Source organism: Streptomyces sp. NPDC047017, from assembly GCF_040644175.1.
In the GTDB taxonomy this organism is placed as follows: Bacteria; Actinomycetota; Actinomycetes; order Streptomycetales; family Streptomycetaceae; genus Streptomyces.
The window spans coordinates 296,657-310,035 of the sequence record NZ_JBEYVW010000005.1 but is presented as its reverse complement, the minus strand read 5'-3'; the positions used below and the strand labels follow the sequence as shown (position 1 = coordinate 310,035).

Annotated in this window: 10 protein-coding genes; 3 read left to right on the top strand and 7 right to left on the bottom strand. The window is 74.3% G+C overall.

Annotated elements, in window-relative coordinates; translation table 11 throughout:
• Positions 1-410 precede the first annotated feature (410 nt).
• The gene (locus ABZ858_RS11180) at positions 411-896 is read left to right on the top strand and encodes a hypothetical protein (RefSeq protein WP_361375037.1); all 486 of its coding nucleotides are present in this window, start codon (positions 411-413) and stop codon (positions 894-896) included.
• Positions 897-1,069: 173 nt separating this feature from the next.
• On the opposite strand, the gene ABZ858_RS11175 is transcribed toward ABZ858_RS11180, so the two are convergent.
• The 3 genes from ABZ858_RS11175 to ABZ858_RS11165 form a co-directional block, all read right to left on the bottom strand.
• Positions 1,070-2,569, bottom strand: a complete 1,500-nt coding sequence (locus ABZ858_RS11175) for an SDR family NAD(P)-dependent oxidoreductase (RefSeq protein WP_361375035.1) — start codon at positions 2,567-2,569, stop codon at positions 1,070-1,072.
• A 144-nt stretch (positions 2,570-2,713) separates the two neighbouring features.
• A complete protein-coding gene (locus tag ABZ858_RS11170; protein WP_361375033.1) occupies positions 2,714-4,090 on the bottom strand; it encodes a wax ester/triacylglycerol synthase family O-acyltransferase in 1,377 nt (458 codons plus the stop codon).
• Positions 4,091-4,224: 134 nt separating this feature from the next.
• Positions 4,225-6,546, bottom strand: a complete 2,322-nt coding sequence (locus ABZ858_RS11165; protein WP_361375031.1) for a GH92 family glycosyl hydrolase — start codon at positions 6,544-6,546, stop codon at positions 4,225-4,227.
• Positions 6,547-6,773: 227 nt separating this feature from the next.
• Between ABZ858_RS11165 and ABZ858_RS11160 the strand changes: the two genes are divergently transcribed.
• On the top strand, positions 6,774-7,151 hold the full coding sequence (locus tag ABZ858_RS11160) for a hypothetical protein (protein ID WP_361375029.1): 378 nt from the start codon (positions 6,774-6,776) through the stop codon (positions 7,149-7,151).
• A gap of 20 nt (positions 7,152-7,171) precedes the next feature.
• On the opposite strand, the gene glgC is transcribed toward ABZ858_RS11160, so the two are convergent.
• The 3 genes from glgC to ABZ858_RS11145 form a co-directional block, all read right to left on the bottom strand.
• Complete coding sequence (gene glgC, locus ABZ858_RS11155) at positions 7,172-8,392, bottom strand: glucose-1-phosphate adenylyltransferase (RefSeq protein WP_361375027.1); 1,221 nt, start codon at positions 8,390-8,392, stop codon at positions 7,172-7,174.
• A gap of 50 nt (positions 8,393-8,442) precedes the next feature.
• Positions 8,443-9,606, bottom strand: a complete 1,164-nt coding sequence (gene glgA / locus ABZ858_RS11150) for a glycogen synthase (protein ID WP_361375025.1) — start codon at positions 9,604-9,606, stop codon at positions 8,443-8,445.
• A gap of 77 nt (positions 9,607-9,683) precedes the next feature.
• The gene (locus ABZ858_RS11145) at positions 9,684-10,457 is read right to left on the bottom strand and encodes a (2Fe-2S)-binding protein (RefSeq protein ID WP_361375023.1); all 774 of its coding nucleotides are present in this window, start codon (positions 10,455-10,457) and stop codon (positions 9,684-9,686) included.
• A 273-nt stretch (positions 10,458-10,730) separates the two neighbouring features.
• Between ABZ858_RS11145 and ABZ858_RS11140 the strand changes: the two genes are divergently transcribed.
• Complete coding sequence (locus ABZ858_RS11140) at positions 10,731-11,945, top strand: DMT family transporter (RefSeq protein WP_361375021.1); 1,215 nt, start codon at positions 10,731-10,733, stop codon at positions 11,943-11,945.
• On the opposite strand, the gene ABZ858_RS11135 is transcribed toward ABZ858_RS11140, so the two are convergent.
• Entirely contained in the window at positions 11,935-13,170 is a 1,236-nt protein-coding gene (locus tag ABZ858_RS11135; RefSeq protein ID WP_361375020.1) for a transglycosylase family protein, read from the bottom strand. The two genes, ABZ858_RS11140 and ABZ858_RS11135, sit on opposite strands and share 11 nt — an antisense overlap.
• Positions 13,171-13,379 lie beyond the last annotated feature (209 nt).

The window sequence follows — 13,379 nt, the reverse complement described above, 5'->3', positions numbered from 1 at the left end:
GCTCACGCGGGCCACGCTCCCGCGCCGGACGCCCGCTCGGGGCTGGGTCGAACAGGTCGGACGCGGTGGCGTCGGCAGCTGAGGCTCCGAGCCGGCCGCTGTGCACCGGCTCGCCCCGGGACGGACCGTGGGTGTGGATGGAACCCCTTCGCGCTGTCCGTCCGCTCCAGATTAACCAGATGAGCGGCCCCCTGCTCGATGGGGCTGCAAAAAGCAGGTAACTATCTGTTGTCAGGCATGTTCAGCGGGCTGCTCACAAGCTGATGTGTCACCACAAATGCCGACTGCGGAATCTGCGGGATTCACCCGTTCGGACGGCGTCTCGTCGTTCAGTTCCCGTTGGCCGGACCGCAAGCTCGCCATGGTGTGCTGACGCACCGCACCGGCTGTCCCCCGGGAGGAACTGACGCATGGAGCTGCGCGGTGTCGAGGAGCTGATGGACCTGCTGCACGCCGGCCGGGGCCCCGTCGTGCCCGTCCGGCACGGGCGCCGCGCCGCCGATCCCTGCGACCACGCCCTGCGCACCGCCGCGCTGCTGCGCCGGCATCGGCCGGCCGACAAGGAACTGCAGGTGGCCGCGCTGGTCCTGGGCGCCGGCCGGCTGCTGGGCCCGGTCGGCGGGGCCCCGGCGGACGAGGCGGCCGGGGCGCTGCGCGCGGCGGACGCGGTCCGCGGCCTGCTCGGGGAACGCGTCCACCGGCTGGTGCGGCAGGCGGGCGCGGGTGGGGGCGGCCCGTGCGGCGAGGACGCCCTGGCCCTGCGCCAGGCCGCCGAGGAGTGCCGCCTCCAGGGGCCCGGTGACGGCGGGCCCGGCGCGGGTGACCTGGAGGACTGGCGGACGGTCCTGGCACGGGTCGCGGCCGGCGCCTCCCGACGGGGAGCCGTCGACCACTGACCGGCGGCGGGGGGCGCGAACCGCGACCGCACCCGCCGACGCGGTCACACCCGGCTCAGGCGCTCCCGGTCCAGAGGCGCCCGATACGGTCACGACCGGTCCACGGGCGCCCGGTCCAGTCCCCCCCCCACTCGGAGGCGCCCGCATCGGTCACCCCAACCGGCCGCGCCCGCTCACCACTTGCCCGGCGCGTAGTCCTTCATGAAGACGCCGTACAGGTCCTCGCCCGTCTCGCCGCGCACGATCGGGTCGTAGACGCGGGCCGCGCCGTCGACGAGGTCCAGCGGGGCGTGGAAGCCGGCCTCGGCGAGGCGGACCTTGTCGGGGTGCGGGCGCTCGTCGGTGATCCAGCCGGTGTCGACGGCCGTCATCAGGATGCCGTCCTTGTCGAACATCTCCTGGGCGGCGGTGCGGGTGAGCATGTTCAGGGCGGCCTTGGCCATGTTGGTGTGCGGGTGGCCCGCGCCCTTGTAGCCGCGGTCGAAGACGCCCTCCATGGCGGAGACGTTCACGATGTACGTGCGCCGGGCCGCCGCCGCGGCCATCGCCGGACGCAGTCGGCTGATCAGGATGAACGGCGCCGTGGAGTTGCACAGCTGCACTTCGAGCAGCTCCACCGGCGTGACCTCGTCGACCGTCTGGATCCAGCTGTTGGTGTCGTGCAGGTCCGGGACCAGGCCGCCCGCGTCGATGGCGGTGCCGGCCGCGATCCGCTCCAGGGAGGCCGAGCCGGACACCAGGGCCAGGTCGGTGACGTCCTGGGCGGTGAGCGCCCCGGAGCCGGCCCCCGGCAGCGCGGCGACCGCGCCGGAGCCGAAGGTGCCGATCACCTCGGCCGCGGGCAGCTCACCGGCGGGCAGCGGCGCCGACTCGGCGGTGACCAGCTCGCTGTAGGCCTGCGGGGAGCGGCGTACGGTCTGGGCGGCGTTGTTGATCAGGATGTCCAGCGGGCCCTCGGCGGCGACCGAGTCGGCGAGGGCGACCACCTGGGCCGGGTCGCGCAGGTCGATGCCGACGATCTTCAGCCGGTGGATCCAGTCGGCGCTGTCGGGCTGGGCCTTGAAGCGGCGGACGGCGTCGTTGGGGAAGCGCGTGGTGATGGTGGTGTGCGCGCCGTCGCGCAGCAGCCGGAGCGCGATGTACATGCCGATCTTGGCGCGGCCGCCGGTGAGCAGGGCGCGCTTGCCGGTCAGGTCGGCGCGGGCGTCGCGGCGGGCGCGGTTCTCGGCGGCGCACTTCTGGCAGAGCTGGTGGTAGAAGTAGTCGACCTCGACGTAGCGCTGCTTGCAGACGTAGCAGGAGCGCGGGCGCCGGAGTATGCCCGCGATCTGGCCCTCCTGCGTCACGGAGGACGGCAGGATGCCCTCGGTCTCGTCGTCGATGCGCTGCGCCGAGCCGGTGGCGGTGGCCTCGGTGACCGACTTGTCGTGGGCGGTCTTGGCGGCCCGGCGCTCCTGGCGGCGGCGCTGCTTGACCATGCGGTAGATGTGCGAGGTGGCCCGGCGCACGGCGACGGCGTCCGGGTGGTCGACCTCTATGCCGTCGAGTTCGCGGAGCACGTCGAGGCAGACGGCGAGCCGCTCCGGGTCGATGCCGGGCCCGTGGGCGATCTCGCCGCCGGGCGCGTACACCACCTCGTCCGTGGCCGTGGAGCCCTGGTCTGTCACCGTCATCGCGCTGCCGCTTCCCTGGTCGTTCCCGCGGCGCTCCCACTCGCGCCCGCTGTCGAACGGGGGATTTTACGGCAGCTTCACGGCCCAGGGCCAAACGCGTGACGGACGGCACCCGCCGACTCGCTGATCACCGGATACGGCCGGTCAGGGGCCGCAGACGGTGATGAGGGTCTCCACCTCCTCGGTCAGGGCGCGGGCGAGCCGGTTCAGGTCGGGCACGGCCTTCGCGTCGGCGACGAGTCCGTAGTGCACGTGGCCGCGGTAGGTGGAGACCGCGACGGCCAGCGACTGGCCGCGGGCGAGCGGCGCGAAGGGGAAGACGGCGGTGAGCGGGTGGCCGCCGAGCCGCAGTCCGAAGCCGGGCAGCGGGACGCTGGTGACCAGGATGTCGAACCAGAGCCGGGCGGCCTGCCCGACCAGGGGGCCGCCGAGCCGGTGGCCGAGGGCGGGCACGTGGTCGGCGAGCAGCGCGACGGCGCCCGCGCCGCGGTGCGGTCCGGCGTCCTTGTTGCGGTCCATGGCGGTGCGTACGGCGGCCAGCCGGCGCAGCGGGTCGGCCACGCCGACCGGCAGTTCCATCAGGTAGCCGGAGAGCCGGTTGCCCTGCGGGTGGGCGGTGCGCGGGCGGCGCCGGGAGACCGGGATCAGGGCGCGGGGCGCGACGCCCTCGACCGGCTCGCCGCGTTCGTCGAGCCAGCGGCGCAGGGCGCCGGCGACAACCGCGATGAGGACGTCGTTGACGGTGCCGCCCACGGCTTTGCGCACCAGGTGCACGTCGTCGATGTCGAGGACCACACCGGCGGTGCGGCGGGTGCCGGTGGGCTCGGCGGTGAGCGCCGGGGTGGAGCGGGTGACGAGGGTGGAGCGGGCGACGCAGGCGCCGATGTCCAGAGCGCGGCCGACGTCGCCGAGCGCGCCGCGCAGCAGTCCGGGCAGCCGGCGTACGTCGGGCAGCGGGCGGTTCGGCGGTTCGGCGCGGCGCGGGCGCGGTTCGGGCAGGTCCATGGGGTCGAGGATGGCCGCGGCGAGGGTGAGGGCGCGCAGGCCGTCGGCGAGGGCGTGGTGGAACTTGAACAGCACGGCGAAGGAGACGCCGTCCTCGCCGGGCAGCACATGGGCCTCCCACGGCGGCCGGTTGCGCTCCAGCGGGCGCTGCATGAGCCGGCCGGCCGCCGCGTGGAAGTCGGCGGCCGGGGCGTGCAGCCGGACGTGGTTGAGCGGGTCGAAGCAGGGGTCGGGCTCGCGGGTGGCGCCGCCGAAGCCGAGCGGCTGCCGCAGTCCGTGGGCCAGCGACCGGCGCAGGCCCTGCCGGCCGAGGTCGAGGGGGCGCCACAGGTCCCGGATGCGCATGCGCAGCCCGGGCACGGCGGCGGCGCGGGCGGCGAGCAGGTCGGCCGCGTGCGCCCCGGCGGTGGGCGAGTGGGCCGAGAAGACCCCGAGCGCGCCGAGGTGCATCGGATGGTCGGCGGACTCGATGTTCCAGAACGCCAGGTCCAGGGGAGCGAGCTGGTCGGCAGTCAATGGCGTGCCTCGCGTCGACGGTGGGTGTGTCTGCAGTCAACCGCTCCCGGCCGATTACGGTCAAGTACGATCGAGTTACGCACAGTTAACGGCAGATTAAAGTCCCGTCCCCGGGGCGGGGACGGGACACCAGCTCACCTCAGCGCGGGCGGCGCCGCCTGGTCCGAGGTGCCCCACGCCGAGGGCCGCGGACCCACGGTGTACCGCAGTGTCCTGAGCGAACGCAGGGCGTCGGTGGTCAGATACGTCCGGTCGTGGGTCACCCCGTCGGCGCGGACCGTCTGGGTGTAGCGGTCCTGCGCGGAGGTGCCAGGGGCCGTGATGGTGAGGGCGCCGCGGGGGTGGTAGCGGCGGTCCAGGCGCAGGTCGATCCGGTCGAAGACGGGCGTGGACAGGCCCCAGGTGGAGTAGCCGGGCTGCACCGGGTACAGGCCGATGGACGACAGCACGTGCCAGGCGGACATGGTGCCCAGGTCGTCGTTGCCGGTCAGCCCGGCCGGCTCGTCGGTGAACAGGGTCAGCGCGGCGTGCACCACGTCGGTGGTCTTCCACGGCTGCCCCGTCGACAGATAGGTGTACGGGGCGAGCAGGTCGGGCTCGTTCAGCGGGTTGTAGCGGTCGGTGTCGTAGTAGGCGTAGGGCCCGGTGACCCACACCTCGCGGGCGGTCCTCGCGGGGTCCTTCAGCAGCTGGTCGTAGGCGAAGAACTCGTCCAGCCGTTCGTTGGCCGGGCGCCGGCCGCCGATCAGGTCCACCACGCCGGGCAGGTCCTGCGGCACCAGCCACTGGTACTGCCAGGCGGTGCCCTCGTGGAAGCCCACGCTCTGCGCCGGGCTCCACGGCCCGGTGAAGGAGCCGGTGGTGTCGCGGGCGTGGAAGAAGCCCGTGGAGGGGTCGAACAGGTGCCGGTAGTTGCGGGAGCGGGCCGTGTACCGGCCGGCGTCCTCGCGGTGGCCCAGGGCGCGGGCCATCTGGGCGAGCATGGCGTCCGACAGGGCGTACTCCAGGGTCGCCGAGGCGCCGAAGGCGTAGTCGGAGTGACCGGCCTTCGCGGGTTCGTGGCCCGGGATGTAGGGGGCGTAACCGCGGCTGAGATAGTCCGGGTTGGCGTCCCGGCCCACGGCCGGGGAGCCGGCGGGCGGCACCCCGTCGGCGTTCTTCTTCAGGGCGCGGTACGCCCGCTCCTCGTACCCCTTGAGCAGGCCCTGCTGGAAGGCGTTGGTGAGGTAGGGGGTGACCGGGTCGCCGGTCATGATGTTCGTCTCGACCGTGCCGTAGCCCCACTTGGGCAGCCAGCCGCTCTCCTCGGCCACCCGGATCACGGAGATCGCCATGTCGCGGGACTCGCGGGGCGCGAGCAGGGCGAGGAACTGGGCCTGGGTGCGGTAGGTGTCCCACAGCGACCAGTTCTGGTAGTACGTGAAGCCCCGCGCCCGGTGCACCTTCTGGTCCCAGCCGGTGTAGCGGCCGTCCGCGTCGTTGCCGACGTTGGGCGCGAGGAAGGACCGGTACAGCGACGAGTAGAAGGTACGGCGGCGGGTGGCGTCGCCGCCGCTCACCCGGACGTCCGCGAGCCGCCGTTCCCAGGACCGCCGGGCCGCCGAGCGGACCGTGTCGAACGGACGGCCGCCCTCGGCGCGCAGATTGCCCGCGGCGCCGGCCGCGTCCACGTACGACAGCGCGGTGGTCGCCTCCACCGTGCGGTCGCGGGTGGTGTCGAACCGGAGGTAGGCGCCGCCGTGCCCGGTGCGCGCGCCGGGGGTGACCGTCGGGCCGTCCCAGGTGCCGTACGCGGTGAAGGGCCGGTCGAAACGGGTGATCGTGTAGACCGTGTACGGGACGGTGTCCTTGCAGAAGCCCCGGCCGGTGATGGCGGTGCGCACGGTGCGGTCGTCGAGGATCTCCACCTGCGCGCCGGTCGTGCGGTGCAGCGCCTGCCCGGCGTCGAGCAGCACGTTGGCCTTGTCGGTGGCGGGGAAGGTGTAGCGCTGCACGGCGGTGCGCACGCCGGCCGTCAGCTCGGCCGCGATGCCCGAGTCCAGGCCGACCCGGTAGTAGCCGGGGCTGGCCCGCTCGTCCTCGTGCCGGAAGCCCGCCGCGTACTTCGCGTAGTCCGTACGGCTGACGTCACCGGTGGTCGGCAGCACCGGCAGGTCACCGCCGATGCGGCAGCCGACGCCGGAGAGATGGACCAGGGAGAAGCCGCGGATGTGGTTCTGGGAGTGGTCGTAACCGGTGCTGTGACCGGTGTCAGGGGAGAACTGCACCATGCCGAAGGGCACGGCCGCGCCGGGGAACGTGTTGCCTTCGTTCGCGGTGCCGATGAACGGGTTGACCAGGTCGGTGAGCCGGGCGTCGCGGGGTGCGGCGGCCCGTGCGGCGACGGGAGCGGCGGTCAGCGCGGACACTGCCACCGCCCCCGTCACGCACAGGCGCAGGCGCCGGGTCCATCTCATGCAGGAAGACCTCCCAGGGAGACGTCATTGCCTGCATGATCACGTCTGGGGGCCGGTCAGCCGGGCATCCCGCGAGTGTCGCGCCGCACGCGTCGCGGCGCGGCGCCCCGCCCGGCGGGAGATCCAAGTGGACCGGGCGCTCGGCGGGCGCGCACCATGGGGGCGTCACTCCCGTCTCCCGCGCACCACCGCGGTCCTGCCTCCTTCGCGGAAGGGAAGTGAACCGGATGCCCAAGGTCTCCCGGCGCACCGCCACCCAGGGCGGCGACTACGGCCCGGTCGTCGAGCAGTCCGAGGACCTCGACCCCTACACGGTGGACTTCCGTAGCTACCGCGCGGACGTCGACCTCACCGCGCTGCTCAGGGACCTGCCCGACGGCCGCTGCCAGTGCCCGCACTGGGGTTACGTCTTCCAGGGCGAGCTGATGCTGCGCTACCCCGACCACGACGAGGTGTACGAGGCCGGGGAGGCGTTCTACGCCCCGCCCGGGCACGTCCCCGTGCACACCGCGCCGGGCACCGAGTACGTGCAGTTCAGCCCGGCCGACGACGTGCGCCGGGCCAGCGCGGTCACCTTGAACCACTTCCCGCCGCTGACCGGCTGAGCGGCGGTCTCCCCGGCGGCCTACGGCACTCGCTGGCCCTTGCCCAGGGCGATCACCCCGCCCTTGGACACCGTGTACAGCTCCGCGTCCCGTTCCGGGTTGACGCCGATCGTCGCGCCGGGCGGCACCTCGACGTTCTTGTCCAGGACGGCGCCGCGCACCACCGCGCCCCGGCCGATGCGCACGTTGTCGTGCAGCACCGATCCCTGGACCACCGCGCCCGGGTCCACCCGCACGCCCGGGGAGAGCACCGAGCGGGTGACCTGCCCGCGGATCAGGCAGCCCGCGCTGATGATGGACTCCCCCGCGATGCCGCCCGCGTTGAAGCGGGCCGGGGAGAGCTGGTTGGAGTGGGTGTAGATCGGCCAGTCCCGGTTGTACAGGTTGAAGGCGGGGCGCTCGGCGATCAGGTCCATATGGGCGTCGTAGTACGCGTCGAGCGTGCCCACGTCCCGCCAGTAGCCCTGGTCGCGGCTGGTCTCGCCGGGCACGTGGTTGGCGCTGAAGTCGTACAGCTGGGCCTCGCCGCGCTCGGTGAGCTGGGGCAGGATCGAGCCGCCCATGTCGTGCACCGATCTCGGGTCCTCGGCGTCCCGGTGCAGCGCCTCGATCAGCGTCTTGGTGGTGAAGACGTAGTTGCCCATGGACGCGAAGACGTAGTCGGGGTCGTCGGGCAGGCCCGGCGGGTCGGCCGGCTTCTCCAGGAAGCGCTCGACGGTCTGCCCGTCCGAGCCGGGCGTGATCACCCCGAACGACGACGACTCGGCGCGCGGCACCCGGATGCCGGCCACCGTCACGCCCGCGCCGCCCTCGATGTGCTGGCTCAGCATCTGCCGCGGGTCCATCCGGTAGACGTGGTCGGCGCCGAAGACCGCCACGTACTCGGGCTCCTCGTCGTGGACGAGGTTGAGCGACTGGAGGATCGCGTCGGCGCTGCCCAGGTACCAGCGGGGGCCCAGGCGCTGCTGGGCCGGGACGGGGGTGACGTAGTTGCCGAGCAGGCTGGACATGCGCCAGGTGGTCGTGATGTGCCGGTCCAGCGAGTGCGACTTGTACTGGGTCAGCACGCAGACACGCAGGATGTCGCCGTTGACGAGGTTGGACAGGACGAAGTCGACGAGCCGGTAGGTGCCGCCGAAGGTGACCGCGGGCTTGGCGCGGTCCGCCGTCAGGGGCATCAGGCGTTTGCCCTCGCCGCCCGCCAGGACGATTCCGAGGACCGAAGGTCCACCACGACGCATGGCCGCTCCCCTCACCCGGTTGAACCACTACTGCCCCCGGGCAGAGCGGACTAAGCCTGCTTGAGGATCTCCTCGTACAGCCGCACGGTGCGCCGCGCGACGGCGTCCCAGCCGAACTCGGTCACCGCCCGCTCGCGCCCGGCCTCGCCCATCCGGCGGGCCGCCGCCGGATCGCCGAGCACCGCGTCCAGGGCGCGGGCCAGGCCCGCCTCGAAGCCGTCGCCGGCGTCGACGAGCAGCCCGGTACGGCCGTCGTCGACCACCTCGGGGATGCCGCCCACCCGGGAGGCCACGACGGGCGTGCCGCAGGCCATCGCCTCCAGGTTGACGATGCCGAGCGGCTCGTACACCGAGGGGCAGACGAACACGGCGGCGTGCGTGAGCAGCTGGATCACGTCCGGGCGCGGCAGCATCTGCGGGATCCAGTACACGCCCGCGCGCACCCGGCTCAGCTCCTGGTACAGCTCCCGGAACTCCTGGTCGATCTCGGGGGTGTCGGGGGCGCCCGCGCACAGCACGACCTGCGCGGCCGGGTCGATGCCGCGGACGGCGCGCAGCAGGTGCGGGACGCCCTTCTGCCGGGTGATCCGGCCGACGAACAGCACGAAGGGGCGGTCCGGGTCGAGGCCGATCCGCTCAAGGGCGGCGGTGCCGTGGTCGGGCCGGTACAGAGTGGTGTCGATGCCGTTGTGGATGACGTGCACGCGGGCCGGGTCCAGGGCCGGGTAGCAGCCCAGGATGTCCTCGCGCATGGCGGCCGAGACGGCGACGACGGCGTCGGCGGCCTCGATCGCGGTGCGCTCGGCCCAGCCGGACAGGGCGTAACCGCCGCCGAGCTGTTCGGCCTTCCAGGGGCGCAGCGGCTCCAGGGAGTGCGCGGTCATCACGTGCGGCACGCCATGCAGGAGCTTGCCGAGGTGGCCGGCGAGGTTGGCGTACCAGGTGTGGGAGTGCACCAGGTCGCGGCCCTGGAGGGCGGCGGTCATGGCGAGGTCGACGGAGAAGGTCCGCAGAGCGTCGTTGGCGCCGTCCAGGACCGGCCAGGGCCGGTGGCGCACCACGCCGGCCGACCGGTCCGCGGAGGACGCCTCGCCCCAGCAGTGCACCTCCAGGTCGACGAGCGGCCGCAGTTCCCGCGCCAGGAACTCGACATGGACGCCCGCGCCGCCGTACACATCCGGCGGGAACTCCCGGGTCAGCAATCCCACTCGCACCCGCAACTCCCTGATCCAGGCGGCGGTGGCGGGCACCGGCGCGGTTCACCGGCACTGTCCGCCGCTCGCCTTCATGGTCACCCCGATCCGGCGCGCGCGGAAGAGCGCGGGGGCCGCCGGAAGCAGCAGTCGCCGCAGACCCCGCCGCCCGGCACCCGGTAGTACAGGCAGCAGCTGCGCCGCCGGAAGCCGCCGGGGCCGAGGGTGCCCGCCCCGGCGAGCAGCGGGTGGCCGAGCAGCCGCGCGGCCAGCTCCCGGGCCCGCTCGCCCGTCTCGGGGCGGCCCTCGTCGCGCGCCCACCGCTCGGCCTGCCGGGCCGCGCCGGCCAGCGCGGAGGCCGCGTTGCCGCGCAGCAGGCCGGGCGCGAGGCGGTACCGGGCCCGCAGGGCCGCCGCCAGGGGTTCCAGGTGGCCGAGGAGCACGGTGGCCGCCAGGGTGTCCGCGTTTGCCGGCACGGTACGCACCCGGGTCAGCCACAGGTCGTCGGGGGCGCTGCCCGCGGGGTCCCAGCGCAGCAGGCACGGGTCGAGGCCGGGGACCCGGCCGTACAGCACGGCGCAGCCGAGCGCGGCCGACCACAGCCGGGCCGCGAGCCCCAGGTGCGCCACGGAGGCGGCCACCCTCGCCTCGGGGGCGCGGATGCCGGCGGCGACCCGGCGGACCCGGACGGAGAGAGGGTCGGGCGGATCGGCGGGGCCCGCGGGGCCGGTGGGAGCGGGGATGCCGTCAGGGTCGGCGTAGGCGTCGGCGAGGGTGGGCAGCGGGGCGGGGGCGGGCGGGGGTTCGCCCGTGCGCAGCACGAAGAAACCGCCGAGGCGGCGGAGGGCGGCGAGGTCGGCGTCGGGTTCCACGGGAGGCAGTACTACCAAGCCGGTGCCGCCGAGCGCCAAGGCGGCCCGGAATCAAGGGAGGTGGGCCCTTGAGGGTGCCCCCGGAGTATCCGCCGGGCGGCGCCCACCCAGGGGAGGACACGGCGGGGACCGTACTCCATCGGCAGTATGACGCAGAGGGTGCTCAGGGACGACGACGGGAAGGATTCCGCAGGGCAGGGTGTTGACCATGGAAGCCGTCCGTTCGCCGCGCCGGGCCCGCAGCCCCCGCCTCCCGCAGAGGAGCAGCAGCTCATGAGCGCCCTCGCGTTGTCCGTGCTGCTGTCGCTGGTGTCGGCCGTCGCGTACGCCGGCGGCGCCATCGTGCAGGAGCAGGTGGCGGTGTCCGCGCCCGGCGAGCGGTACGCGCCGCTGCGCCGGCCGGCCTGGTGGGCGGCCGTCGCGCTGAACGGCCTGGGCGCCGTGCTGCACGTGGTGGCGCTGGCGTACGGGCCGCTGAGCCTGGTGCAGCCGCTGGGCGCCCTGACCATCGTGTTCGCGCTGCCCATGGCGGCGCTCCTGGTCGGCCGCCGGGCGGGCGCCGCCGCGTGGCGCGGCGCGGTCATGGCGACGGTGGGCCTGGCGGGGCTGCTGTCCCTGGTGGGGGCGTCCCACGCCCAGTCGCTGGACGGCGGTCAGCGGGTGGCGCTGACCGTGGTCACCGGCGGCGCGGTGCTCGCGCTGACGGTGGCGGGCCGCGCCGCGCACCGGCATCCGGCGGTGCGCAGCGTGCTGCTTGCCGTCGGCTCCGGCATCGCCTTCGGCATGTCCTCGGTGTTCACCAAGACGGTCGCGGTCGACTGGAGCGAGGGGATCACGGCGGCGGACCTGCCGTCGCTGGCGGTGATAGGCGTGCTGGCCACGGCGGGCGTGCTGCTGTCGCAGGCGGCGTACCGCGGCGGCGGTCTCGCCGCCCCGCTGGCCACGCTGACGGTGGCGAACCCGGTGGCGGCGGCCGCGGTCGGCATCACGCTGTTCGGCGAGACCTTCCGCTACGGCACCACGGGCACCGTGGCGGCCCTGGCCTGCGCCGTGGTGGCCGCGGGCGGCCTGATCCTGCTGACCACGGAACGGATCGAGCGCACGAGCGCGGAGGCCGCGACCCGGGAGACGCCCGGGGAGAGGACTCCCGAAGAGGGGGAGCCGCCGGAGGGCGAGGACTCGCGGCCGGGGCCGGGCGGGGGCCTGGCGGCGGTGCCGCCGATCGTCCGTGTCCCCGCGCAGGCGTCGGTGGAGGTGGAAGCGACGGCGACGCCGGTGCCGGTGCCGGTGGACGGTCTCGTGCCCGCCGTACCGGCACCCCGGAAAGAGACGACGGTCCCGGCGGGGAGCGGCGAACGCCCGCCCGGGGCCGACGCGTTCCACGGCGTCCCGCTCCTCGCCGGGCCGGCCTGCGGCGTCCCGTACGTCCCGCTGCCCGTGGTGCTGCCGGTCCCCGGACGGCGCCGCCGGACGACGGTCAGAGTCTGACGCCGCCGGCCCGCAGATAGCCCAGCGGGTCGATGTCGGTGCCGAAGCCGGGCCCGGTGCGCACCTCGAAGTGCAGGTGCGGGCCGGTCACGTTGCCCGTGGCACCGGAGCGGCCGACGCGCTGCCCGGCGGTGACGGACTGCCCGTCCCGCACGGAGATCGCGGAGAGGTGCGCGTACTGGGTGTAGCGGCCGTCGGCGTGCCGGATCACCACTTGGTAGCCGTAGGAGCCGCCCCAGCCGGCGGTGACCACCTGGCCCGCCGCGGCCGCGTGCACGGTCGTGCCGGTGGGCACCAGGAAGTCGACGCCGGTGTGGTAGCCCTTCGACCAGTGGGAGCCGCTCTCCCGGTAGCCCGTGCCGATCGGAGCCTGTACGGGGGCGACCAGGGTGGGCGCGGCGGAGTGGGGCGGGGCGGACCGCTTGGTCCGGGACTGCGCGGCGGGCTTCGCCTTCGCCTTCTCCTTGGCCGCCGGGCGGGTGGCGTGGGAACTCTCCTTGCGGGGCAGCGGCACCGGGTGCGCCGTGCGCAGGCTGAGCCGCTGGCCGGGCAGGATCAGGTCGGGGTCGTCGCCCACGGTGGCGCGGTTGGCGGCGTACAACTGGTGCCAGCCGCCCGGGACATGGTGCTCGCCGGCGATCCCGGAGAGGGTGTCGCCGTGGACCACCGTGTACATCTCGGCGGTGCCGGCCCGGGACTGCGGGGTGGTCTGCGGCTTGACGTCGCGGACGCTGCGGACGGTCCGGCCGCCCTGGTCGGAGCCGTCCCTCGCGCCCGTGCCGCCGCTCCTGGCGGACCGCACGGGGCGCGCCGCCCCGCCGTCGGGACGCACACCGGGCTCCGCGCCGCCGCGCGTGAGACCGGCCCGCACCGAGCACACCGGCCAGGCGCCGGGCCCCTGTCCGGCGAGCACCTTCTCGGCGACGGCGATCTGCTGGTCCCGGGTGGCGAGGTCCGCGCGTGCCGCGTACCGCGCGCCGCCGTAAGCGTCCCAGGTGGAACGGGTGAACTGGAGCCCGCCGTAGTAGCCGTTGCCGGTGTTGACGCTCCAGTCGCCGCTCGACTCGCAGGCGGCCACCTTGTTCCAGGTGGACACGTCGGCCGCGTGCGCGGCGCCCGCGCCGATCAGCGGGATGGCCATGCCGGCGCCGCCCGCCGTGACGGTCAGTGAGGCGCGATTGATCCTGTTCGGCTGATACCGGCGGTGCCGGCCGCGTGCGGCCATGTCTAGCCCCCTCGCCATGCGTCAGGAGGGGAAAAAGTAAGCGCCCCGAACGAGCCGTGGCAAGACGCCTATCGGCCGCTTGCGCACCCCAAGTGGCCGGTAAAAGGCTTACGTTGGCCAGATCGTCGGCGTCGGTCTTGAGACGCGGGCCCGCTGCGGGCGCAGGAGAGGGCGCGGGACCCGGATGTGCGGTCGCCGTACGGGCACGT

Coding starts and splice junctions, on each gene's coding strand:
- ABZ858_RS11165 (WP_361375031.1), bottom strand. CDS start 6,546: ATGAGATGGACCCGGCGCCTGCGCCTGTGCGTGACGGGGGCGGTGGCA.
- ABZ858_RS11140 (WP_361375021.1), top strand. CDS start 10,731: ATGAGCGCCCTCGCGTTGTCCGTGCTGCTGTCGCTGGTGTCGGCCGTC.
- ABZ858_RS11135 (WP_361375020.1), bottom strand. CDS start 13,170: ATGGCCGCACGCGGCCGGCACCGCCGGTATCAGCCGAACAGGATCAAT.
- glgC (WP_361375027.1), bottom strand. CDS start 8,392: ATGCGTCGTGGTGGACCTTCGGTCCTCGGAATCGTCCTGGCGGGCGGC.
- ABZ858_RS11175 (WP_361375035.1), bottom strand. CDS start 2,569: ATGACGGTGACAGACCAGGGCTCCACGGCCACGGACGAGGTGGTGTAC.
- ABZ858_RS11180 (WP_361375037.1), top strand. CDS start 411: ATGGAGCTGCGCGGTGTCGAGGAGCTGATGGACCTGCTGCACGCCGGC.
- ABZ858_RS11160 (WP_361375029.1), top strand. CDS start 6,774: ATGCCCAAGGTCTCCCGGCGCACCGCCACCCAGGGCGGCGACTACGGC.